Origin of the sequence: Paenibacillus sp. HGF5 (assembly GCF_000204455.1) — a bacterium.
GTDB classification, from domain to species: Bacteria; Bacillota; Bacilli; order Paenibacillales; family Paenibacillaceae; genus Paenibacillus_AQ; species Paenibacillus_AQ lautus_A.
The window spans coordinates 82,184-105,893 of sequence record NZ_AEXS01000140.1; the positions used below are offsets into that span (position 1 = coordinate 82,184).

Annotated in this window: 19 protein-coding genes; all 19 read right to left on the minus strand. The window is 51.0% G+C overall.

The genetic code is table 11. The annotated features are described in order from the left end of the window. Positions 1 to 6: 6 nt before the first annotated feature. Positions 7 to 1,062, minus strand: coding sequence for an ABC transporter permease (locus HMPREF9412_RS21855; protein ID WP_009593958.1), 1,056 nt, complete (start codon positions 1,060 to 1,062; stop codon positions 7 to 9). Further along, entirely contained in the window at positions 1,055 to 2,587 is a 1,533-nt protein-coding gene (locus tag HMPREF9412_RS21860) for an ABC transporter ATP-binding protein (RefSeq protein WP_009593952.1), read from the minus strand. Before HMPREF9412_RS21860 ends, HMPREF9412_RS21855 begins: the two co-directional genes overlap by 8 nt. 396 nt (positions 2,588 to 2,983) lie before the next feature. Further along, positions 2,984 to 4,093 carry a BMP family lipoprotein gene (locus HMPREF9412_RS21865; protein WP_009593914.1) on the minus strand — a complete coding sequence of 370 codons (1,110 nt, stop codon included), beginning with the start codon at positions 4,091 to 4,093 and terminating at the stop codon, positions 2,984 to 2,986. A gap of 368 nt (positions 4,094 to 4,461) precedes the next feature. After that, positions 4,462 to 4,650 carry a hypothetical protein gene (locus tag HMPREF9412_RS21870; protein WP_009593944.1) on the minus strand — a complete coding sequence of 63 codons (189 nt, stop codon included), beginning with the start codon at positions 4,648 to 4,650 and terminating at the stop codon, positions 4,462 to 4,464. Positions 4,651 to 5,059: 409 nt separating this feature from the next. After that, positions 5,060 to 7,960 (minus strand): DUF4855 domain-containing protein, encoded by a 2,901-nt coding sequence (locus HMPREF9412_RS21875; protein ID WP_009593926.1) that lies wholly within the window; start codon positions 7,958 to 7,960, stop codon positions 5,060 to 5,062. A gap of 79 nt (positions 7,961 to 8,039) precedes the next feature. Further along, positions 8,040 to 8,228, minus strand: coding sequence for a hypothetical protein (locus HMPREF9412_RS32625; RefSeq protein WP_139084044.1), 189 nt, complete (start codon positions 8,226 to 8,228; stop codon positions 8,040 to 8,042). A gap of 43 nt (positions 8,229 to 8,271) precedes the next feature. After that, positions 8,272 to 9,816: an extracellular solute-binding protein gene (locus tag HMPREF9412_RS21880; RefSeq protein WP_036673072.1), complete on the minus strand. Its 1,545-nt coding sequence runs from the start codon at positions 9,814 to 9,816 to the stop codon at positions 8,272 to 8,274. A 107-nt stretch (positions 9,817 to 9,923) separates the two neighbouring features. Further along, the gene (locus HMPREF9412_RS21885) at positions 9,924 to 10,790 is read right to left on the minus strand and encodes a carbohydrate ABC transporter permease (protein WP_009593897.1); all 867 of its coding nucleotides are present in this window, start codon (positions 10,788 to 10,790) and stop codon (positions 9,924 to 9,926) included. Positions 10,791 to 10,974: 184 nt separating this feature from the next. Further along, complete coding sequence (locus tag HMPREF9412_RS21890; RefSeq protein WP_009593931.1) at positions 10,975 to 11,910, minus strand: ABC transporter permease; 936 nt, start codon at positions 11,908 to 11,910, stop codon at positions 10,975 to 10,977. A gap of 174 nt (positions 11,911 to 12,084) precedes the next feature. After that, positions 12,085 to 14,310 (minus strand): AraC family transcriptional regulator, encoded by a 2,226-nt coding sequence (locus HMPREF9412_RS21895; protein ID WP_009593904.1) that lies wholly within the window; start codon positions 14,308 to 14,310, stop codon positions 12,085 to 12,087. 387 nt (positions 14,311 to 14,697) lie between these two features. Then, complete coding sequence (locus HMPREF9412_RS21900) at positions 14,698 to 15,717, minus strand: SPFH domain-containing protein (protein ID WP_009593938.1); 1,020 nt, start codon at positions 15,715 to 15,717, stop codon at positions 14,698 to 14,700. Between the two features lie 21 nt (positions 15,718 to 15,738). After that, positions 15,739 to 16,527, minus strand: coding sequence for a TPM domain-containing protein (locus HMPREF9412_RS21905; protein WP_009593930.1), 789 nt, complete (start codon positions 16,525 to 16,527; stop codon positions 15,739 to 15,741). Further along, on the minus strand, positions 16,524 to 17,555 hold the full coding sequence (locus tag HMPREF9412_RS21910) for a TFIIB-type zinc ribbon-containing protein (RefSeq protein ID WP_009593950.1): 1,032 nt from the start codon (positions 17,553 to 17,555) through the stop codon (positions 16,524 to 16,526). Before HMPREF9412_RS21910 ends, HMPREF9412_RS21905 begins: the two co-directional genes overlap by 4 nt. Positions 17,556 to 17,582: 27 nt before the next feature. Continuing rightward, the gene (locus HMPREF9412_RS21915; protein WP_175320794.1) at positions 17,583 to 18,287 is read right to left on the minus strand and encodes a PspA/IM30 family protein; all 705 of its coding nucleotides are present in this window, start codon (positions 18,285 to 18,287) and stop codon (positions 17,583 to 17,585) included. 158 nt (positions 18,288 to 18,445) lie between these two features. Then, entirely contained in the window at positions 18,446 to 18,904 is a 459-nt protein-coding gene (locus HMPREF9412_RS21920; RefSeq protein ID WP_036673055.1) for an Hsp20/alpha crystallin family protein, read from the minus strand. Between the two features lie 327 nt (positions 18,905 to 19,231). Further along, positions 19,232 to 19,459 (minus strand): helix-turn-helix domain-containing protein, encoded by a 228-nt coding sequence (locus HMPREF9412_RS33440; protein WP_009593947.1) that lies wholly within the window; start codon positions 19,457 to 19,459, stop codon positions 19,232 to 19,234. A 66-nt stretch (positions 19,460 to 19,525) separates the two neighbouring features. After that, complete coding sequence (locus HMPREF9412_RS21930; RefSeq protein WP_009593899.1) at positions 19,526 to 19,768, minus strand: cold-shock protein; 243 nt, start codon at positions 19,766 to 19,768, stop codon at positions 19,526 to 19,528. 220 nt (positions 19,769 to 19,988) lie between these two features. Next, entirely contained in the window at positions 19,989 to 20,189 is a 201-nt protein-coding gene (locus HMPREF9412_RS21935) for a cold-shock protein (protein ID WP_006207692.1), read from the minus strand. A 355-nt stretch (positions 20,190 to 20,544) separates the two neighbouring features. Then, complete coding sequence (locus HMPREF9412_RS21940) at positions 20,545 to 23,331, minus strand: glycoside hydrolase family 3 C-terminal domain-containing protein (protein WP_036673061.1); 2,787 nt, start codon at positions 23,329 to 23,331, stop codon at positions 20,545 to 20,547. Positions 23,332 to 23,710 lie beyond the last annotated feature (379 nt).

Sequence of the window (23,710 nt, forward strand, 5' to 3'; positions counted from 1 at the left end):
ATGTCCTTACTCCCCCTGCTTTTTATTTGCCGCGCGACGCAGCTTCAATTTACGGTACAGACGCTCAATCAAGATGCTGGTTGCCGCAAAATAGATAATGATGGCGATAATCGAATCGGCGATTTCCGGCGGAATCTCCGTCATAGCATTCATAAAACCTCTGCCCGAGTAGAGAATCCCGAAGAACAGGGCCGACACCAAAACACCGATAGGTGCGTTGATTCCAAGCAGGGCTACGGCAATGCCGTCAAAGCCTTGGCTCGGCAGAACGCCGATCTGCATGCTGGAGGCATTCCCCGCATACTGCGCAACGCCGGCAAGGCCGGCAAGGCCGCCGGAGATGAACATGGACAGCACGATGCTGCGTTTGACGGCAATCCCTGCATATTCAGATGCATGCCGGTTGAACCCGACCGCCTTTAGTTCATAGCCGAGGGTCGTTTTGTTAATAAGGAAAGCGACGACCAGAACGGCGATCACCGCGATAAAAAAGCCCAGATTGACATAAGATCCTTGGAACATATCGCTAAGCCACTGCTGATGCAGCATGGCTTCCGGCGGAAGCTGGCGCGATTCCGTCTCTAGGCTCGCCCCTTTGAAGTAACCTGGAATGACATAATAAACGGTCCAGTAGGCCGTCCAGTTCATCATGATCGTGGATACGACCTCATGCACGTTATATTTAGCCTTCAGGAAACCTGGGACAACCGCCCATAGTGCGCCGCCCATAAACCCGACCAGCACCATGACCAACAGGAGCAGAGCCCGCGGCAAATCCAGCGACAGGCCGACAGCCGTTGCGCAGAAGCCACCGAACAGCATTTGGCCCGCAGCACCGATATTGAACAGCCCGGTACGGAAGGCAAAAGCCACGGACAAACCGGTCAAAATAAGCGGAGTCGCCGTCGCCAGCGTATTACCGATCCGCTCCGGGTTTTTGAGCCCGCCCTGGAGGAGATACTTATACCCTTCTACCGGATTATGCCCGGTCAGCGCCATAAGCAGTGCCCCCGCAATGAGCCCTAACAGGACGGCAAGCAACGATTTTACGCTGTTATTCATGTGGCGCCTCCTCTTTTTGATACCCGGCCATCATCAGTCCGAGCTCCCTTTCGTTCGTTTCGGAGGTTTTTACGATACCTACCAGTTCACCGTTATTGATAACGGCTATGCGGTCCGACAAATTCAGCACTTCATCAAGCTCCAGGGAAACCAGCAGAACGGCTTTCCCCTTGTCCCGTTGTTCGATCAGACGACGGTGAATATATTCAATCGAGCCTACGTCAAGGCCTCGGGTCGGCTGAACGGCAATAAGCAGATCCGGATCGCGCTCTACCTCGCGGCCGATGATGGCTTTTTGCTGGTTACCGCCGGACATCGAACGCACGATCGACCGGCCGCCCGTTCCGGAACGCACATCAAAGCTCTGAATGATATGCTCCGCATGCTTGCGGATCACTGCTGGCTGCAGCAGCCCATTCTTGGAATACGGTGGGCGGTTATACACCTCAAGGATCAAATTCTCTTCAATCGTATAATCCAGCACGAGGCCCCTCTTCTGGCGGTCCTCCGGAATGTGTCCGATTCCGCTCTCGTTCCGCTGACGGACGGAAAGTCCGTTAAGCGACTTACCATTCAAGCTCACCGTCCCGCTCTCCGCTTGACGCAGGCCGGTAATAGCTTCCACCAATTCCGTTTGACCGTTGCCGTCCACGCCGGCAATGCCCACGATCTCGCCGGCATGCAGATCCAGGCTGAAACCTTTAAGCGCTTCGACTTTTTTACTGTTCTTCACGGTAAGCGACTGGATCTCTAGCACGGTCTTGCCCGGACGGCTCTCCTGTTTGTCCACCTTAAAGGAAACGCTGCGGCCCACCATCATTTCGGCCATCGCCTCGCGGCTCGTGTCGGCCACGTCAACGGTGCCAATCGTTTTCCCCCGGCGGATGACGGTGCATCGGTCCGCAACCGCTTTAATTTCTTTTAATTTATGGGTGATCAGAATGATCGATTTGCCTTCGTTGACCAGGTTTTTCATAATGCCCTGTAAATCTTCGATTTCCTGAGGGGTAAGCACGGCAGTCGGCTCGTCGAATATGAGCACTTCCGCATCGCGGTACAGCATTTTGAGAATTTCCACGCGCTGCTGCATTCCTACCGAGATATCCTCGATTTTGGCATAGGGGTCTACGTTCAGCCCGTATCGTTTGGACAGCTCCTCGACCCGCTTGGCTGCGGATCTCACGTCTAAACCAAAGTAATACTTGCGCGTCTCGCTGCCGAGAATAATATTCTCGGTCACGGTAAACGGCTCCACCAATTTGAAATGCTGATGCACCATCCCGATTCCGAGTTTGTTCGCGACGTTCGGATTCGAAATCCGCACGTCCTTGCCGTTGACTTTGATCACGCCACGGTCAGGCTGGTACATGCCAAACAGGATGCTCATCAGGGTCGACTTGCCTGCGCCGTTCTCGCCGAGCAGCGCATGAATCTCGCCCTTCTTCAGTTGAATCGTGATATCGTCATTGGCCACGATCCCCGGAAATTCCTTGCGGATGCCCACCATCTCGACAACATAGTCCATGGTTTTGGGTCCTCTCCTTCTTTTTGTCTGATATCTTCCTATTCATTATTAACCGCTAAAAAACGCGAATCGACTCACTTCCAAACCGCCAGAACACAGTTTCATAGAGATCATTCTACATTCAATATCAGGATGCAATCGCTTGCGCTGGTGATACGGTCTGATACCTAAAAAGCCCCACATAGTGGAGCCTATGCTTCGATGCTTGTTCCAAATACTTTGCGGGGGCCCCAAAACATATAAATGCGATTACAGAACTGCTTACGTTTCGCTGAAATAACTTATAATTTCTAATACCTTAAAAAAAGACGGAAAGGAATCCGTCTTTTTTCATGCGGTATCGCTGCTTTTCAAGTAAGCCTATCCACGCTTTGTAGATAACCTTGGTGTCTTGATTTATTTAATCAAATCGCCTTGCTCTGCTGCTACTTTAATTTCCCCGGCTTTGATCTTGCCAAACACTTCGTCAACTTGCTTTAGAACATCATCGCTCAGGTTCGGGTTCTTCTCAGGAAGGCCGACGCCGTCATTAGTCGCATCCAGTGTAAGCGTCTGTCCACCCGGGAATTTACCTTCCATTTCAGCTTTGATCATATCGTAAGCCGCATTGTCGATTTTCTTAACAGCCGAAGTCAGTACAACCGACTTGTCGCCTTCGTATACGCCGTCTTGATATTGGTCAACGTCGACGCCGACGATCCAAACCTCGGATCCTTGCTGCACGCGAGTCTTCGCTTCATTAATCGCACCGACACCAACGCCGCCTGCTGCCGCGAAGATCACGTTCACGCCGCGGTCATACATCTGTGCCGCCAATTGGCTGCCTGCTGCAGTGTCGTCAAAGGTTCCTTGATATACAACGTTTTCTTTGTTAATCACCAGTTTCGTACCGAGGTTCTCGTTAGCATAAGCTACACCCTGTTGGAAGCCCCAGTTGAACTTCTGTACAGGCGGAATTTCCATGCCGCCGATAAAGCCTGCTTGTCCATCCTTCACATGAAGCGCAGTCGCTACGCCAGCCAGGAACCCGGACTCCTGCTCTGCAAAGAAGATGGATACGGTATTTTCCTTAACAACTGGATCGGCGTCTGCTGCAGGGCGTGGTGATCCATCGATAATAACGAATTTAGTGTCTGTGTACTTTTCCTGTGCTTTAAACACAGCCGTCTCAAATTTGAAGCCTGGCGTTACGATGAATTTATATCCGGCATCGTAAAGGTTTACAATTTCCTTCGAATAATCAGCCTCTGTCTGTCCAGCTGGCTTCAGGTATTTATGCTTAATGTTGAAGTCTTTACTCGCCTTCTCAATACCTTCATATGTGCCTTGGTTAAACGACTTGTCATCGATCGTTCCCGCATCTGTAACCATCCCTACCATGAAGTTTGCCTTAGGTGCGTCGCCGCCTGCGCCGCCGCTTGGCTCTGACGCCGGTTTGTCGCCGCAGCCCGCCAGCATCGTGACAGATAACGCCAAACTGATTAATGATATGACCCCTTTTTTCATTAAGGATAACCCTCCTAGGTATATATGCCCGAATACTAGATTCGCGCTATTTACAATATATTAATAAAAGTGACCCTTTTCAACATAAATTTGGGTGAATCTGTCAAACTGCATCTGTGCCGCGGTGAAACGTTTAAGACATGTTTTATTCCAATTCTAGTAGAGATAGGAAGACGTAATTTTCGCATCGTTGATTTGACGGTTTTTATAGATAACACGGGGATTACAGGCGGTGTGATACGAAGCGTGGGCAAGGGTTCAGACCCTTTGATTTGGTAAAAAATAAATGCGCTTTACGAAAAGAAAGCACCTTGGCCAAGGTGCTTATAAACATGCTGTTCATTCGATGAATGGCTTTGAATGATTATTCACTTGCGACGGATTTTCATCATGCGGTTATATGTAATGAATGCGGCAACAATCATCGCGATAAAACCCAGATTGCTCGCCGACTCCGGCGACATGCCGAACACGCCCGCCAAACTCGTGACCAAGTTATTCGTAAGCAGCGCCACCGCAATCAGCATGACCGGACGCCACACGCTGTACCTTTTCATCCTCGCAACACCCCCAGGCCAGATTCACAGCTTTATAAGAACCCCAAATGACTAAAATTGCCTAATCTATTAGATGCATTATACCATGAATAAGTATGCGTTTACATTAATCTTAACTTTCGCAGTATGAATTTTTCAGATAGCCCGCAATTACTTCATTATATGAGACGTGTTCATAAACATCGGGATGCATCAGATATTTATCGGTCATCAAGACCGATTCGAAAGCAAAAGCCATAGGTCACAGCGTGGAAATCACGCTGCGTCCATGGCTTTTTTACGAAACATAAATTAATTATCATGCATTATGCCGTGACAAAATTTATCAAGGTATGCCCTCATCCTAAATCAAAATCATAGAAATCAGGCCGCATGCCATCGGAATCTGAGCTCGCGCTGGAATAACTCATCAGTCCTTTTTATTGTACTCGAATGAAATCTTAACAGGAGCCGGCATTCCCTCCATAGACAGATAGGCATCGCAGGTTCCCTTTAAATTGCCGGTAAGCTTGATCGTGAATTGGAAACTTCCCGTTTCCGTACTGGTCGTCTGGCCTTCGTACCGAACTTTCCCTTTCGAATCGAGTATTTTCAAATTCACTTGGGACTGACTGCCGTTCACGACCAGACCGTCGATCGTCAATTTCTTCGCAGCGGCATCCACCACGGCTCTTGCGCCGTCGATTGTAGTGCCCCCCCCCGCATGGCCGTCAATGCCAAGAACTTCGATTTCATCAAGGAAGACCCAGACGTTGACCGGGAATTCCACTTTAACGTAGCGGGCAGACACTTTATCGGCTCCCGATTCCCCCGGCACACCGTCTGTTATCCCGCTCCAACCCACGAACTCGGCCGAGGCAGCATCCTGCGCCGGTGGCGGAGAAACGGTTGCCAGCGTGCTCCAGGATTGGCCGTCAGATGAAACGGAAAAAGTAACGTTCGGAGGAAAATAAATGCCGGGTCCTTTATCCTGAAGAAAATGGGCTCTAATTGCCCCGATCGATTTGTTGCCACCCAAATCAAATGTGATGGTGCGGCTTCGTTCGTCAGGGTAGTCGCTTCCCGCATGGGCCTGCCACTGCTCGGTGCGGTAATCCGTCCCGCCGAATCGGCCGTCCGTAAGTTCGTTCCCGGAATCGGGATAGTTGCTGTTAGGCTGATGTGAAATTGTATAGCTTTGGCCAAGAACCAGATTGCTGAGTCCCCCTCCGTCAGACCAGGTTTGAATGAGAACTTGGGCGTAGGAATCAAGCACCGTTGCGGCCGGGACCGAAATCAACCCTTGCGCTTGGACGGCCGGGTCGTGAATGTGCGCGAGAAAATCCTGCATATACGTCACGGCTTCCTTCGGCTTGTTATCGTCCAAAAGAAGCTTGATGGTCTGCAATCGATACGTCAAATCATTACCAAAAGCCGGCTTGATTTCGTTCGATGCGACATAACGCTGTACAACCTCCGCCATCGTCTCCGGCGCCGGGCTGCTATCGATGGCGTACGTTCCGTTCAAATACTGGTACAGCCAGTCATACATTAAACGCAAACTAGGATCCTTGCTTACCCCTAAGTTGTATACTGCATTATTGCCTTGATAGTGAGCTCTGAAGCCATTTTGCATCAGACCGGATCTGACGCCGCTGTCCAAGTATTCGATAAAACGCTGACGAAGTACGGGATCTGTCAGCATTCCGTCATCAAATTCAACTTCGTTCCCCATTCCGTATCGCTTTGCAGTATCCGTAGCATCGTCCAGACGGTCGGAATCCATTCCGCCAAAGAAATAGTTAGGCTGAAGCGCCGCGGCATCGAACCCTACGTCTTTCCACATAAACATTTTGTAAGCATAGGAGTGTGGAATCCAGAAAACCTTCATGTTCATGGCGTGCACTTTATCCGACACCATGCGAGCTATGTCCGGTCCCGATTCGGATATGTCGATTTGTTCCGGCATCCAGTACATGCCGACAAGCTCAAGATTCGAGTAGTTGGCAGCCTGCCATCTTTGCCGGGCCTGGTCCAGCCACCACTGCACCGCTTTTCCTCTGTTTTCAGACGCTTTTTCTTTGCCTACGACGGAGTCGTTGAAATTCAAGGAACCGTTGCCGTCAATGTCGCCAAAATCCGTTAAGGATTCCCCTGGATTCGGAATCATTAACACAACCTTGACTTGATGATCGGGCTGTTTCAGCTTGGCCCCAACTTCCTTGGCAGCCTCATTCAACTGCTGCATATCGCCCGTGGCTGCAAATGTTTTATCCAAATACCATTTCCAATCGTCCAGGTTCGTTTGTCCCTGACCGAAATCGCGGCCGGCAGGCGAAGCAATCCCGAGATATAGAACGCCGTCATAAAGCCAATCGACCAGCTCGCCGTCTTTATTTACATAACTGATATTAGGGATAATCCGTTCCTTTTTCCAATCACCCAAACCATTCGCATATTGTCCGTTATAAAACAGATTCAGATTCCGGATCCCGGCCGTAGCTTCCCCCGGCTCCAAAAAACGAGGCTGCTCGGCAGGAACCTTTACCGCCCCTTCAATCTTGCCGTCCATACCCATAATTTCGATTTCATCAATGTATTCCCACTGTGTAGGATGCATATAAATGGTCACCTTCACATAACGGGCATAAGCCAGCTTGCCATCCGTATTCCCGCCTTTGATTCCATCCCGGCTGCCATCCCATTCAAAGGTCTCCTGTCTGGGCGGTCCTTCTCCCCACAGAAGCTGCGTAGCGTTATGGGAAAGCAGCCCCCAATTTTCCTTATCGTCGGAGACATACATCGATACCGACAGCGGCACGAGAATCGAATTCGTAGGAAAATCTTGAAAGAAATTAGCCGTGATCTTTCCAATTGACTTTTCCTCACCGAGATCGAACACAACTTCGCGAGCCTTTCCGCGCAGATGTCCTACCCATGCCGGGTCGTTCATATCCAATGAGCCGTATTTTCCGTCCGTAAGCTTGTATCCGTCATCGGGATGCGAAGCTTCCGGAGCTTCAGACCATTCATACGGAAGGCCTGCCGCGAGATTGCGGAATTGCGTCTCCTGCACTGCCAAAGATGCTGCCGCTTGATTTTCACCTTTTGCTTGTGGTGCCTGTTCCGCTGCTGGTTCACCAGCATCCGTCAGTAGATCTAGTTCGACCTGTGGATGACCTGTATCCTTTCCTGCTTCCATCTGGTCTGCACCTGCCGCCTGCAGGACGGTCACATCCGGAACAAGCGATTTCGCCTGAACCGCAGAGAGCGGAGTCAGTAGTAATACGGCTGCCATTAATCCGGATAACCATTTTTTATTGAAATTCATCAAGGCCAGCTCCTTTTCTTTATTCTCGAGTACAGAAATATCAAAAACTTTAAACCCTTATTTCTGTTCCGGGTGAACGCTAGATTGTAATCCCCCCTTTCACGAAATCCGCCATAAGCAAGCAGCAAAGCGTATAAGATCGGCTTCCTCCGGAAGAGGAAGCCGTCACCGCCGCATCCAGTGCCGCCACCGGCACGAAGTTTCCAGTGGGCAACGGCAGTAGTACAGCGCAGCCAAACACTCCGCACTTCGGGCGATTCATAGGCATGGATAAGCAAACTTCGGTTTATCAGTGTTCAGGTGATTCTGGTCTACTTCGCCTTTGCCGCCAGGAACTCATCAATCTGCTTTTGCAGTTCCTGCTGAATTTTTTTGAGGGCGGGGCCGGCTTCCGCTTCAAACTTCTTCAATGTCTCGTCCGGATCGATAACCCCGTTGAACAGCGCCGTGTAGTATTGCCCATCGACTGTATTGTACTGGCTGACCTCGTTTTGCACCGGGGTACTGTCAAATTCGAAGCCGGCCAAAATATCGGTCGTGAACATGTCGGCATCCTTAAGCACAGCGTTCAACTCCTCATTCTCGCCCTTCACATCACTCCGCTCATCGACGGGATTCCACAGCCAAACATAGCCGAAAGCAGAGTAGCCGGATGTATCCAGGGTTTTCATTTTGTCGTCGCCTACCGCTTCCCAATGCTTCCCTTCGATTCCGTAAGAAAGCAGGTCGTAGTTTTCCTTCTCATTCGCCCAGTTCAGGAACATAATCGCCCGCTCCTTATTCTTGCTTACCTTCGGAACGGCCAGAAAGTTCCACTGTTTGAAGTCGGTGATGTTCGCGCCCTTCTCCGGATTAAAGAAGGTGACCGTCTCCAGCTCGCTGTCCGGCACATTGTTCTTTAACGTGTTCTTGAGGGAATCGCCGATGCCGAACGCGCCGTTTGTGACGATTGCCACTTTGCCTGCCGAGATCGGCTGATGAAAATCTTTTGTCGTCAAGATGTCCTTAAAAATCAGACCGTCAGTAAACCATTTGCGCGTGTTCGCCAGCCACGTTCCGATCGGCTCCCGATCCTCCAGCAAATTGTAAACTTTGCCGTCATTGTTCTTGTAATAGAGCATCAGGCTGTTGCCCAGGGCGTGGGTAGGTCTAACATGGGTTTCGTAATCGTTCAGCGCATGGTGAGCGACAAATGAATAAGTGCCGGAGCCTGCGGTCATCGGGATGATGCCTTTCTCCTGCTCTTTCACCTTGTAGGCGAAAGCGATCAAATCTTCATAGGTTTTAATCGGCGGTACGCCGAGCTTCTCGCGAATATCTTTGCGCACCATGTAGGAATTGCCGGACATGTAGCTGACGCCGAGCGGAACGGCCATAATTTTGCCGCCGTATTTGTTGTAGTCCCACATTTGCTGCGGCCGTTTCTCGAGCACCGTTTGGCCGTACTGGACCAACAGGTCGTCCAGTGGCTCATAGAATCCGTTTGCAATCATCTGATTGATGTGCAGCCATGGCGCATCGAAAATGAGATCGATGTTTTCGCCGGAAGCAAGCGTCACCTGTGTCTTTTGCGCCAGATCGGACCAAGGTACGAAGACGACGTCGAGTTTGACGTTGATCGTATCCTTCATCCGCTTTTCTGCCTCGGCGATGACCAAATCCATATCCGACGGCCGATCGCCGGGAATCATGATTTTCAGGGTCACCTCTTCAAGTTTGGCGTCACCGCCGGCGCTGTCTCCGGTTTGACCCGACGGCCCAGGTGCCTTCCCTTCCCCTTCGTTCTTGCCCGAACAACCGGCAATCGCGACGAGCGCGATCAATAACACAAGCGCGATGGACAATAATCTTTTCATGGTTCCTTCCCCCTGAATCAATAATAGAGAAAACAGACGGATGAGCCGGTTCATAAACAACAGCGGTTGAAAGCTCGAACCGGCCAAACGCCTTCACGCTTGCCGCTCTACCCTTTTACCGAACCAAGCGTCAAACCTTTAATAAAGAAGCGCTGTATGAACGGATAGACGAACACGATCGGGCCGATGGTAACGCAGACGATCGCCAGCTGCATGCCATAGGTCGGCACGACGACGTTGTACTGCGTCTGGCTCCCGCTTACATAAGCCATAACATTCAAATTGGACATAAGCTGGCGGATCATCATCTGCAGCGGCAGCATTTTGTGATTGTCGATAAACAGCAATGACAAGTACCAGTCGTTCCAATATTGCAGCGCGTAAAACAGGCTCACCGTGGCGATAACAGGCAGCGAAATCGGCCAGATGATGCGAAAGAAAATATAGAGATCATTGGCGCCGTCCACAGTCGCAGCTTCATTCAATTCATACGGCAGCGTCCGGTAGTAAGAGACAAGAATGAAGGCATAGAACGGATTAAGCAGATAGGGCAAAATGAGTGCCCACACCGAGTCTTTCAGTTGCAGCCAGTTGGCGATCAGCATGTAAAAGCCGACCAGTCCTGCGCCGAACAGCATCGTCAGGAAGGTTAGAAACGATAAAATATGGCGGTACTTCACTTTCCGGTGGCTCAGCGTGTACGCATATGCAGCTGTCAAGAGTACGCCCAGCGCCGTGCCGGCGACCGTCACGATCATCGTAATGCCGTAGCTTAGAAACACCTGCTTGCCGGAAAACAGAAATTTGTACGCATGGAGGCTGAATTTGCTCGGCAGCAACTGGTACCCCGCCGTCTGCAGAAGCGATTCATCGGCGAACGAGTTAATGAACACAATCCAGAACGGAATGAAGCAAAACAGCGCAAAAGCACCCAGCACTCCGTACATCAAAACAAGAAACAACCGTTCTCTCACTTCGATCACACCTTAACTGGTTGGGACTGAAGCAAAGGGCCGGTTCGGAGCTGGAGAAACGCAAGTGGTCGCCTTTGTTCCCGAATCGTATCCGCTTAACGAGCTTATACGATCATAACGATTCGGGGACAACAGCGATCGGAAGCCCGAATCCGGCCTCATGCCAACTCGCCCAACCTTCCTTTTAGAATAGTCTTGAATCCGCGTCCACCTTGCGCGCGATCGCATTGAAGATCAGAATCGTGACAAGCCCCATGCAGGACTGGTACACGACAACGGCAGCGGACATGCTGAAATTCCCCAGCTGCCTCAGCGCACGAAACGCATACGTATCGATGACATCTGTCGTCGGAAAGAGTATGCCGTTATCTCCGATGATCGCGTAAATCATGCCGAAATCGCCGTAGAAAATACGGCCTATGCCAAGCAGCGCCAATATCATCACGGTCGGCCGCATCAACGGCAGCGTTATGTAGAGCATCTGCTGCATCCGGCTCGCGCCTTCTATTCGGGCGCTCTCGTAATATTCCGAGGAGATGCCCGTAATGACGGCCAAAAAAATAATGGAATTATAGCCGGCAATCTTCCAGGCGCTAATGACGGTTAAAATATACGGCCATACGCCAGGCGTCAAATACCAGTCCACTCCTTCGTAGCCAAGGGCGGCAAGCGCGCGGTTAATGAGCCCCTCGGATGTGCTGAATAGCGTCAACGTCATCATGCTGACGACAAGCCAAGAAATGAAATACGGTAAAAAAATTAACGATTGCGTGATTCGCTTGAACAGCCTGTTACGGATTTCGTTCAGAAAAATAGCCAGCACGACCGCGCTGCCGAGGCCGGTTACGAGAAACAGTGCATTCAGGAAAACGGTATTCAGCGTCACCCGCAGCCAGTCTTTCCCATTGAAGAAAAACTCGAAGTTCTTAAATCCGACCCATTCGCTCCCCCATATTCCATCGGATAGCCGGTAATCCTGGAAGGCGAGCAGATGCCCGGCCATGGGCATATAAGCAAATACGACCAGAAACGCAATGCCGGGCAGCGCCAGCAAGTACAAATACCGGTTCCGCGACAGCTCGCGCACAAACGACCCGCCGAACCTTCTACGTCGCTCCAAAGAGCGTCCCTCCTTTCTTGTGCGGCTTGCAGGATTTGAACGGAGCCATCGTAGCATTCACGGTTGCTGCTTGCCTAGTTCTCATTGGCCGGATTCGGTTCTCGCGCGGCCGATTCGCGAGCGTTCGGCCGGTTGTTATTGGTCTGGCCGGTTCTCGATCGCCCGCTGGCCTTTCTAATTCGCAGAGTTCCCGGCTATCTGCCGCGTCCGCTCCATCCGCTCGTCCGCCTTGCTGTCGCGGTATTGGCTCGGCGTCATGCCGGTCGCTTTTTTAAATGCGGTGAAAAAGTGGCTTTTGGTCTGAAAACCGGACTGCTCTGCAATTTCGGTGATCTGCATGCTGGTCTGCTCCAGCAGCTCTTTAACCTTCCCGAGCCGCTCGTTCAAGATGAAATTCGATAGAGGCATGCCATAATGTTCGTGAAACAGCTGCCGGACGTATTTGGCCGACAAAGCGATATGGTCAGCGATATCGTCTACCGACAGCATCGGGTCATGGGTATGGTAGCGGACGTACTCGATGATTTCCCCAATCAGCTTTTCCTTGCGATTGAATCCCTTTTGGTCGCTAAGCTGCCGGATCATCCGCCCGGTCTCTTCCTTCAGCCATTCGCGAACCTCGGTAAGCGTGGCGAACTGCCTCAAGTGGCGCTCAATCCCTTCAACACTCTGGATAGACATCACTTTGCTGAACGACTTGACGATCGCAAACAGAAGCAGCTTCAGTTGGAATTGGCACTCGGTATATTTCATCGTCTGCAGGCGCGTGAACACCTCATCCAGCATGGCCAGCACCTTCTCCTCTTTGCCGCTTCGAATCGTCTGGATCAAGCTTTCATGCACGGCGGAGTCGATCGGCGCCTGTAAATCGGCATATCGTTCAAAGTCTTGTTCGACGTAGATTTTGTCATCACCGCTGACAAACTTGAATAATGTCAGTTCGTTCATGTCGTCGTATACTTTTCGCAAATCGTCATGTACGCGCCGCGCCTCGCTTTCTGCGATCGTCACGTCCAGCTTTACGTAACGGCTGACTTGACGGCTAAGCTCCTTGAGCTCTTGGGTCAACTCGGGATCAGGGAGGGAACTGGCCGTGCCAACCAGCACGACCAGATGGTCGGTCCCAAAATCGACCACCTCGATCGGCCGTTCTGATGTGCCAAGCAGCTCCTCTGCGATATTGCCGATTGCATACTTGAGCAGCTTGCGAGAGAAGAAATCATACCGCTCGGATATCTCGTAATAGGAATCGATCTTGATAACAGCCAACCGAAGCCACTCATAGTCAAGCAGGCACGATTCGCGGACAATCGCCGCTCTGGCGCCGTCGGTCAGCCTGCCCTGCAGCAGCCATTGCCGCAAATATTCGGTCTTGATCAGCGGATAATGATCGCGAAGCATTACGACGCCCTGCTCGATGACGCCGTAATCGTTCTCCCCCTTCACGCCCAGCTTCCGCTGCAGTTGATCCGCCAGTCGTCGGAAAGGCCCAACAAAACGGCGCGAATTCCAATAGGCGATCAGAAGCAGCGCCACGAGCAGCAGGAGCGAGCAGACGATGATGACGGTTTTGAACGCCCCCGCCTTTTCGCGGAATTGCTTCATTTCAGTAACAGATATAATGGTCCACTCCGGCGATCCCATCCGCGCATAGTTGACGAACGCTTTCCCTTCGGCGCTGTTCATTTCGAAGGCTCCCTGGTTCTGCCCTGTCTGGATGTTATCGATGGTCTCCTCGAGCCGCTCATCCCATTCGCCCAGAATCAATCTTCCTCGATCATCCACGATCGAAAGCAGTGTATCCGCCCTTCCGTCGCCTGAGATCAAATGCTTCTGCAGCTCCTTTTTGTCGAACAGGACGACAAGATACCCGTCGCGGTTTTTCTGCTCAGGAGTCGAAGGAAGCTGAAGAGCCAAATACGAATTATTTCCTATCCTGTGATCAAAATAGCGGAGGAATGTCCCGGGAGTGCGCTCGATCCGCTGCAGCATCGTCTGATCGGCAAATTCCTCGAATGAAAGCAATCCAACCTTGGCGTCGATCACCTCGCGTTTGCGGATACTGAATAAGTAAGCGGTTTCAATATAAGGCTCATGAGATAAATATTTAGATAACACCCCCATCGTGCTGGCATTTTGCAGCAGATTGTCGGCTGAAGCATACATCCAGTTTTGAACGGAATGGTCTTCATACATGGTCAGGCTGTACCATTTCAGCTTGGCCAGGATGTACTCGACCCGCTCCGCCATTTCTTCGATGCGGTCCTGGTTGAACGTCCCCATCTGCGAGTATGCGAAATGAGAAAACCGGTTGGCCAGAAACAACGAGAACGGTATGATGGTCATTGCAAAAAAGATGCCGCTTATCACGAATATGCGCCAGGATGTCGATCTGAACATAGTATCCCCCTGTCCCCCTTCGTCTTCGGGAGTTCTCTTATGACCGATATGTCCTATCATAATGTACCCCTTTTCCATTTGCCTAGTTCTCATTTGTCCGTCAAGTTCTATTTCTCCGGATTCGCGCTGCAGCACCTTCCTTCCTGCCCTCGGAGGCTGTTCTTCATTCCAGTTGTGAGCCACTTCCTGCGGAAAGGTAGATACATAACTCAGCTACGGCGTTCATAGCAAAAAAGCCCCTCACTTTATGAGTGAGGGGGGCGTGAGTTGAATTTACTTTTATATAGAAGAAATAACGCAGTTCGCATCGTTTTAACCGTGACATAAAAATCAAAACCCTTTATGTCCATCCAAGGTTGTGCATTTATTCGTGCTGCTGGCTTTCATTCAACCCAGCTTCTGTCCGCAATTCGGACAGAAGTTCGCGCCTTCGTTCTTCGCGCCGCAGTTCGGGCAGAAATTGGGCTTCTTGTTTCCTTCGGAAGAGGACGAGGATGCCGGGGCGGATGGCTCCTTCGCGGCCGGAGACTGCTGGCTTTGATTCTGATTGTTTTGGCCCTGGTTCTGATTCATATTCTTCATCATTTCATTGGCCATGTTCATCCCCATCATCATGCCTGCCATATCCGAAGCCGCACCGCCGCCTTTCACCTTGCCGGACGCGATCCCGTCCGTCATGCTGACCTGCTGGTACTTTTGCAGATTGCCGATCATTTCATGGGAGGCCGTCTTCGTGATCATGTCCTGAATTTCCTTCGGATAATTGAAGCTCATCACCTGGAAACCGGTAATCGTCATCCCGTTGTCCATCACTTCCATGTCGAGGTCTTCCCGAATCCCCCTGGCGATGTCGGAAGCGTTCGCCTGCAGATTGAACATGTCCTTGCCTTCGCGGCTGATCCACTTCATCAACAATTGATCGAGTACCGAACTGATCCGGATTTTCACGTCCTCCACAAGGTAGCTCTCTTTGATCCCAGCAATCCTGTCGATCAGCGTCACGTAATCGTTCACTTTAAAATTAAATGTCCCGTTGGCACGGATCGGCATGCCGCCCGGCAGCTGCGGCGTCGGGATCAGAACCGGGTTCTGCGTCCCCCATCGGACGGTGAACTCCTTGGTGTTCACGAACAGCACTTCCACGCGCATGCCGCTGTTAAAGCCGAATTTAAATCCTTTTAAGGTAGAAAGAAACGGGATGATATCCGAATCGATGTTATATACGCCTTCATCCTCGAAAATCCCTTCGATTTTGCCGTTATTGATGAAGATCGCATCCTGACCGGAGCGAATGACCAGCTTACTTCCTTTTTTAATCTCCCGGTTGCGCCATTTCCAGAAAATCATGTCATCCCTAAACTCTTCCCATTCCACTACGTTGGAGAATTGATTCTTGAAAAATCCCATTGATGCTTCCATCCCTTCCCATTAAAATTTCCCGCTGCTGCTGCTGTGCGAATGGCCGCCGCCGGTGACGCCGCCTCCGCCTCCGCCGCCCGAGCCGCTGCTCGTGTTGCGCTCTATTTTCCGCTTTGTTACGGTCGTTCTGATATATCGGTCCTGCTGATTCAAGATCCCCGATGTGCTGGCATCCTCATAGGTTCGGCTGTTGACCGTTACCCGCCCGCCGGAGCGGTAAGCCATGATGCCCACGGCGACCACGCCGATGGCAGCGGCAGCTCCCAGCTGAAACCAGAGATTAAATATAATGTTATCCGGGTTCACGTCCGGCTCAAAGCCCATATACCGATGAGCGGTTTTGATGTATTTTTCAAAAGCCTGCTTGTAATTGCCGTTCGATAAATCAGGCGTAATCTTGTTGCGTATTTTGGTCAGTCTCCCGGAATCGAGATACTTCTCAGCCTTATAATAACCTTCCAAATGCACATCGTGGGTATCCATCACTAGGGTTAAAATAACAGTATTACCGTGCGGCTTGTCATACCCAGGTGCGTATTCATCGTAAAAGTTTTCCGTCCAAGTCTCATAGTCATCATTCTCAACACGGTTAACTGTTAGGATCATAAAGTCCGTTTCGCGTTCGGCACCGTACTCATTCGCCATCGCACTCAGCTCTTGGCGTTCTTCCGGACTGAGCAAATTCGCCTCGTCAAAGATCAAAGTCTTATCATCCGCAGCTTTGACGATCCCGGAGGGCGCTATCAAATATACCGTTAGTAAAAATAAGACCGTCCATAACGCATATCGTCTTCTCACAGGAACCCTCCTCCCATTGCCCAGGAGATCAGCTTCAAGGATAGCAAGGAGACGCCCGAAATGCCCGCGAACCACCCGGCCACCTTCGCTTTGCTGATCGGCGGCTTGCCGACCACCTTGCCCGTCTGGCCGTTCATCGCAAACGTATACTCCGATTTGTTGTAATCATAGTGCACCATCCATACCGGAAGAAGAACGTAATCCGCCTGTTTCTTGGTGGTATCGATCCGTTTGTTAGTATAACTCACGGTCGTGTATCCTGAGACCGCCGACGAAATATACGAATCAATGAAGGAGCTGATCTTTTCCTTAGCGCGCGGAAGAAGCTGCTCGTCGTCATGGCTGTATTTTTCCGCTATGTACCCGGCGAGATACGGCGTCTTGAATTCCTTCAGCTGCTGATAGGGAAAAGGCTCCAGCTTATCCATCAGCTCATCGTTCATTTTCTCGGAAGCATCGATCGGCACCTTCACATAATTCAAGCGAATCTTCCGGTAGATGTCGAAATGCTCGGTCTCCGTGTACTGGTAATCTCCTTGCGTGTAAGTTCTCACCTTGGTGCCTTGGCCATGAACCTCAACCCGATTATGCAGCTCATACAGCCAGAAGGGGACGTAGATCCCGGTGATGCCCTTGATCCGATCCGCTGTCATAAATCCGCTTGGCGTCAACAGGCCGTTCCGGCACCATTTCTTGAACGCCTTCATCGCCTCTTCCTTCGTAATCGAAAAAGGGATGACCTTCACCGGTGCCAGCTCGCCGCTCAACCGGTCGCTGAGCACGACGGCCGATCCGCAGAAGCTGCAGGTCGTGGCGCTGGTCTCCGGCTCGGTCACGATCACGGCTCCGCAGCTGTTGCAATGGTACTCCTTTACCTCATCTTCCGCGAACACCTGCTTCTTCAGCGGGTCGGGGATTTCCTCGATGTTGTCTTTTCTTCCGCAGCTGGGGCAAGACAACATTCCCGTATCGCCGTCAAAAACCATGCCGCTGCCGCAGTTCGGACATTTGTATTCAATTACCGGCATTTGCTCACCTCGATAACAATGAAATGGTTACTCCTTCTTGTTCAGCTTTTCTTTGATCGCTTCCAGTTCATCCTTGGCATTAGGAGGTGAAGTCGGGGCAACTCCGTCCTTGCCCATGCTCTTCTCCAATTCCGCGATCAAATCGTCCAGGTCATCTTCCTTCGCTCCTGCGCGCAGCTCAGCCAGGGCCTCCGCTTCATCCAAAGCACGGCTCGCTTTCTCCTCCATGGTATGGAATGCCGCATTGGCACCGCCCAAGGAGGATCGGCCGGAATTCAGCTCCTGCTGGGATTTGGCAGCCGCCATCTTCCCTTTCAGCTCGGCATAGCGATCTTCCAGCTGGCTCATATCCGACACCAGCTTATCCTGCAATTGCTTCATTCTGACGGCGTTTGCGGCAGCCGATTCGTGGGCTGCCTGCAGGTCGCTCAGCTTCTCGGCCTGCGCCGCTTTTCGCTCCAGGAACTTCAGGGCATCGCCTTCATTTCCCGCTTCCACGGCCTTCTCCGCATATCGCTGCAGCTTCTGAATCTCGGCGCTGCACTCATCCAGTGCCCGCTTCGCTCTCCGCTCATCCGAAAGCACGGAAGCGGTCTCCGCTTTCACCTTACCCAGATCGCCGTTCAAGCTCCGCATATAGGTATCGATCGTTTTCTCCGGATCTTCCGTCCGTTCCAATAACGAGTTCACATTCACCCTCATAATATCCTTAAACCTCGATAAGATTCCCATCATGTGCGTCCCCCTCGAAAAGTTTACATTTAACTTATAATACCCTATATACTCCCGATAGGTTTCATTTGCCGAAATTCATTGGCATATATGTAAATTTATGACTAAGTAAGCACAAAAAAATAACCCCCGACCTTATGGATCGGAGGGCATATATATTAGATATCATCCCGGATCTGGATGCGTTTCTTACCAGGGTCGGGCTTTTTTGGTATTTCAAGCTTAAGGACTCCATCCTTGAGGGAAGCGTCGATTTGGTCCTCGGCTATGTTCTGAACGTAAAATCTGCGCACATACTCGCCGTAACGGCGCTCCTTGCGGACGATGTGCTGGTTCGTATCCTCCACGCTCTGATCTTCCTTGCGCACGGCTTTGATCGTTAAGTAAGGGTCAGTGTAGCTGATTTCGATGTCTTCCTTGCGAAAACCGGGCAGCTCCGCCTCAACCAGATAAGCGTGCTCCGTCTCCTTGACGTCCGTCTTAAACGACATCATCGAACCCTTGAACGGCGCAAACACATCATCAGGAAAAGCGTCGTTAAAGGCATCATGAAATGATTTCATCAGTTGTCCGAAGGCATCCTCTCTGCGCTTGCCGAATGGCATCAATTCAAACATCATGAATTCCCCTTTCTTTGACCTTGTTTGACCTTACGCTTTTATTATATGCCCGGAACGTTTAAATGCCAAAACCGATGATGCAGGAATTCGCGCTAAAATAGCTCGTTATCGGCCGTTTTCACAAAAGAATTTGTTCGGATCTTAAAATTTGACCTTTTTTGACCTTCGATGTGATTGGTTTAAAAGTTCCACCGATTACTGGGAGCCTGAAATAAAAAAGAGTGCCCTTAGGGCACCCTCTTCTCTTATATATTCATATGGAAGATCGATACTGATCGAAGAGCTTGAAGCTCTGTCTCTGTATAAGCACAATACTGCTCTGTTTTATTGCTTTTGCATAATTCGATCGATTTCACTTTTCAACAAAAGGTATCGATGCACGCTTCTCATGATCGGAACCTTAGTCAGCTTATTCTGATCGACATAGATCTTCATTTGATCTTTGGACAGACCTAACAAATGACCTGCCTCAGACACGGTTAATACCTCCTTGTTACTTGTAGCATTAAACGTTTTTTTCACCTTTAGATTCCAATCTTCGAATGCCTGCATGAAATCTCAACCTTTCTTGTACGCAACGAACGAGGACAGAATGGTTTTGGGACCGTGAGAACTGCCCTACGACTTCGTGTCCTTGCGCTGATTCTTGCGGTAAAGCTTGATTTGCTGATCCGACGAAACGAGAATCGGCAGGATTTTATTGCTGCTGACCATGGGCGACGCGCACTGTGAACAAACGGGAACTTCCTTGAACGAGAAGTTGTCTCGAATCCAACCGTTACACCCTTCCTTCGTACAAGACCAGATCGTGGTCATCTCTTCCGGCAGATTTTCCAGCGGCTTATTCCAAGAATATGACAATGAAATCCCCCTCAGCTACATTTTTTAACGCTTTCGTGCCTCAACTAGCCAAGCCCACCCTTTATAAGAAAAACGTCTATCGACGTACTCTTAAAGAAGACGGACCGCGTTTAGCGGTAGTTATCCTTGCGATATCAAGCAGCAGATCCTCTGAAATTCATACTTTCTGATATCTTAAAAAAAATCCCCAAACGATACGTTTGGGGATCCTTTCACGAGTCTACAGTTTTACAACGTTCTCGGCTTGCTGTCCGCGGTTGCCTTGGACTACGTTAAATTCAACGCGCTGTCCTTCGTCAAGCGACTTGAAGCCGTCACCAGTGATTGCACTGAAGTGTACGAATACGTCTTCGCCGCCTTCAACCTCGATGAAACCAAAGCCTTTTTCTGCGTTAAACCATTTCACTGTTCCTGTTTGCATAGAAACACCTCCTAAATTTATATGATTTTCTCATTTTTGGTTAAAAAACAAAAAATTCACATATTGCACAAGGTTCCTAATCAAAATAATAACCCTCTGCAATATGTGAATCTCAGGTCAAAATCCCAATAAACTTATTATACCTCAATGGATGTGGAATAGCAAACGACGAATGTTTTCCATTACATTGATGGATAACCTAACAAGAGCCCGCTCTCCGTGAGCGGGCTCTTGCTGCCTTAGAAATAGAAGCATGGAACGTATTTACGACGAAAGCTGCTTCATGCAAATCACCATGAGCTATTACAGGGGCGGTTTGCATAGCTTGGCTATATGATCCCGGTACAACCTAGATCTAAACCCCTTTAAATTCAATCCACTCGATCTGCAAGCCCGGCTTGACGAAATCCAGCTTCATCTCGTAATAACCCGCTTCCAGTTCCACTTTGACAAGCTTCTGCCGAATCCATCTGCCGTCGGTACCATTCGTTTGAATCGTGGTTACCGGCTGATCGTTCAGCGTGACGTTGCAGGCGCTTTGGGCCAGTTCCGATTCCGGCGACATGATGCGCACAATGATCCGGTACTCGCCGGCTTGCTCCACCTTCACATAAGTCGATCCCGCTGCAGCCGGCTTCACTTGCGTGCTCTCCGATAAAGCTTGGGCTGGTACCGACTCGAGGGATGGATCGGCTTTAAATGCACCCACGGCTTCCTCGATCACCTGCTTTCTGGAGAAGACCGGCGTATGCATCAGGAATTGGCAAATGTTCATGGCGCTGCGCTGCAGCTCTCCGCGGGTCAGCGTGCCATTTTCCAAGGATGCCAGCGTATTGTCTTCCCAGGCATTGATTTCCGCTCCGTAGTTCATGACCACCATGTACAAATCGTTTTGGGCACGGACCATCCAGTTCGTATTTTTCCGATCGGCCGGGCCTCCGTTCACCACGTCGTTCATAATGGCCCACCAATCCGTCATGACGATGCCCTGGAATCCCCACTCTCCGCGCAGAATCGTGGTGTTCAGATCATAATTGGAAGCCGCCCAGTGCCCATTGATTGGGTTATACGAGGTCATGATGGAATTCGCCCCACCCTGCTTCACCGCGATTTCAAAGCCTCTCAGATAAATTTCCCGAAGGGCCCGTTCGGATACGACGGCGTCGACTTTGCTCCGATGCTTCTCCTGGTTATTGCAAGCAAAATGCTTCAGCGTGGCGTTGGAGCCGCCCTTCATAATCCCGCGCGTGCATGCCGCAGCAAAGGCGCCGGAGATGAGCGGATCTTCCGAGAAATACTCGAAATTGCGACCGTTCAGCGGGCTGCGCCGAATGTTCAGACCAGGGCCGAGCAACGCATCGATGTTGTAGCTGAGCAGCTCCCGGCCTTCCATCACGTAGAGCTCTTCGACCAGCTCCGTATTCCACGTTGCTGCAAGCAGGGTGCCAATCGCCACCTGCGTTGCCTGCTGCCCGCTGTCCATCCGAATACCGGACGGTCCGTCCGCGGTGCAAGCCACCGGAATTCCGTAGTCGAGCAGGCGGTCGCTCACGCCGCCAAAAGCCGATGCCGTCCCCGCCGTAACCAGCGGACTGCTCATGCCTTCTCCTCTGACGATGACCGCCAGATCCTGATCGCTAAGCTGGGCGATGAAAGCCTCCATGCTGACTTTCCCCTCATGGACGTCCCTTAAGGTATAGCCTCGATTGCCCGTTTGCTCCAAGGTCGGCGGCAGGTTTTGATGAATGCGCTCTTCCATGGCAATCGTGCGCTTCGGCACCTCCGCATAAGTAAGCTCGTACGAGCCGTCCTCCCTACGAACGCCCGGCTTCATTCGCGTGAAGCTCTCCGTTGGCGCCATGGCTTCCCGGAGCTGCTCGACAACCTGCAGCGTTTCTACAACATAACCTTCTTGACCATCCAAGCCGATAGGCTGCACATTTCTCACGCTGGTTCCCGCATACAGACGGTACGTTCCGGCCTCCAATACATAGGCTGAACGGTGGCCCGTCACGCCTGCATCGTCATAGGAGGCCATGGCATGAACCGGGAACTGGAGCGTTAGCTGCTGCGATTCCCCCGGCTGTAGCTCCTGCGTCTTCCCGAAAGCGGCCAAAACTTTGGCAGGCTGGCCCAGCCATCCTTGCGGTGCTTCGTAATAAACTTGCACAACCTCTTTACCTGCATAGGCGGTCCCGATATTGGTCACCTTCACGCCGATCTCAACGGTTGGCGCTCCCTTTCTGACCGCGAGTTTGGCTTCTTGCGGCTCGATTCGGAACTGCGTATAGGACAATCCAAACCCGAATTCATACTGGATGGCTGCGGGTCGAAACGTTTCGAAAAATCGGTAGCCCACATAAATATCCTCTTGATACAGGTTCTTAAGCTCATTGCCATAATTGCGGGTCGATGGATAATCGTCGATGGAATAAGCAATCGTGTCCGTCAGTTTGCCGCTGGGCGTCACCTCGCCCGCCAATACGTCCGCAATGGCGTTGCCGCCCTCCATGCCGCCGTGCCAAGCATAAATGACTGCAGAAATCGGATGCCCATAACCTTCATCGAGCATCCAGCTCATATCGATAATGTTGGATACATTCAGGACTACAACGGTTTGCTCAAAGTGTGCGGTCACCTGCTGCAGCATGGCTTTTTCTTCGGACGTTAACTGGTAGCTGCCCGGCTCATTGGCGTTGTCCTGATCTTCTCCGGCCGTCCGTCCGATGACAACGATCGCCTTGTCGGATGCGCGTCTTGCCGCGGAGACCAGCTCATCGGTCAAAGGCATTTCCTTCTGATGCCACGGCTCAGCCGCCCAGCCGCCTCCGCCATTATCGAAAGGATTCTGCTCGATCCACTGCTCATAAACGGCAGCCAATTCTTCATTGACGGCGATGCCCTTCTGATCCCGAAGACCGCCCAGCAGATTCGTTGTATGGGAAACATGAACGCTGCCTCCCGACCCCGTACCGCTGCGGTAATAATGAACCTGCGTCCTGCCAAAAACGGAAACGGTTTCGTTCGGCTGCAGGGGCAGAGCCTGTCCTTCATTCTTTAACAGTACGGCACCTTCGGCGGCGACTTTTCGGCTGAACTCCGCAAAGCCCTCCAAAGGAGCTCCCACTCTCTGTGTACTCAATATGTTCCCTCCCGTTTGTTTTCTCCAAATCACCAAGCCATATGAAGAAAGATAGTAAATGCCTGACGGATTCCAACATTAGGTATTAGGCATCTATGTACTATCATAGTAACAAATTCTGAATCGGAAAACAGTGCGATGTTCGCAGGATGCGATGAAGTTGGCTATAATAATGTAAACATCTATATTCCGCCAACACGGGATATGCGATTGGATGATTTTGAATGAAGGCAGGATCAGTTATGCGTATACGTGTCCATATAATCGCTCCTTATGAAGCGATGGTTCCTATCATACAAGAGTGCATTCCCCTGTTTCCTCAGTTAGACATACAATACGCCGTCGGCGACTTGCAAAAAGGGGCCGAGCTGGCAGCTTC

Excerpts from the sequence above, each read along its gene's own strand:
- HMPREF9412_RS21855 (WP_009593958.1), bottom strand. The coding sequence starts at position 1,062 with ATGAATAACAGCGTAAAATCGTTGCTTGCCGTCCTGTTAGGGCTCATT.
- HMPREF9412_RS21860 (WP_009593952.1), bottom strand. The coding sequence starts at position 2,587 with ATGGACTATGTTGTCGAGATGGTGGGCATCCGCAAGGAATTTCCGGGG.
- HMPREF9412_RS21865 (WP_009593914.1), bottom strand. The coding sequence starts at position 4,093 with ATGAAAAAAGGGGTCATATCATTAATCAGTTTGGCGTTATCTGTCACG.
- HMPREF9412_RS21870 (WP_009593944.1), bottom strand. The coding sequence starts at position 4,650 with ATGAAAAGGTACAGCGTGTGGCGTCCGGTCATGCTGATTGCGGTGGCG.
- HMPREF9412_RS21875 (WP_009593926.1), bottom strand. The coding sequence starts at position 7,960 with ATGAATTTCAATAAAAAATGGTTATCCGGATTAATGGCAGCCGTATTA.
- HMPREF9412_RS32625 (WP_139084044.1), bottom strand. The coding sequence starts at position 8,228 with ATGCCTATGAATCGCCCGAAGTGCGGAGTGTTTGGCTGCGCTGTACTA.
- HMPREF9412_RS21880 (WP_036673072.1), bottom strand. The coding sequence starts at position 9,816 with ATGAAAAGATTATTGTCCATCGCGCTTGTGTTATTGATCGCGCTCGTC.
- HMPREF9412_RS21895 (WP_009593904.1), bottom strand. The coding sequence starts at position 14,310 with ATGTTCAGATCGACATCCTGGCGCATATTCGTGATAAGCGGCATCTTT.
- HMPREF9412_RS21900 (WP_009593938.1), bottom strand. The coding sequence starts at position 15,717 with ATGGGATTTTTCAAGAATCAATTCTCCAACGTAGTGGAATGGGAAGAG.
- HMPREF9412_RS21910 (WP_009593950.1), bottom strand. The coding sequence starts at position 17,555 with ATGCCGGTAATTGAATACAAATGTCCGAACTGCGGCAGCGGCATGGTT.
- HMPREF9412_RS21915 (WP_175320794.1), bottom strand. The coding sequence starts at position 18,287 with ATGGGAATCTTATCGAGGTTTAAGGATATTATGAGGGTGAATGTGAAC.
- HMPREF9412_RS21920 (WP_036673055.1), bottom strand. The coding sequence starts at position 18,904 with ATGTTTGAATTGATGCCATTCGGCAAGCGCAGAGAGGATGCCTTCGGA.
- HMPREF9412_RS33440 (WP_009593947.1), bottom strand. The coding sequence starts at position 19,459 with ATGCAGGCATTCGAAGATTGGAATCTAAAGGTGAAAAAAACGTTTAAT.
- HMPREF9412_RS21935 (WP_006207692.1), bottom strand. The coding sequence starts at position 20,189 with ATGCAAACAGGAACAGTGAAATGGTTTAACGCAGAAAAAGGCTTTGGT.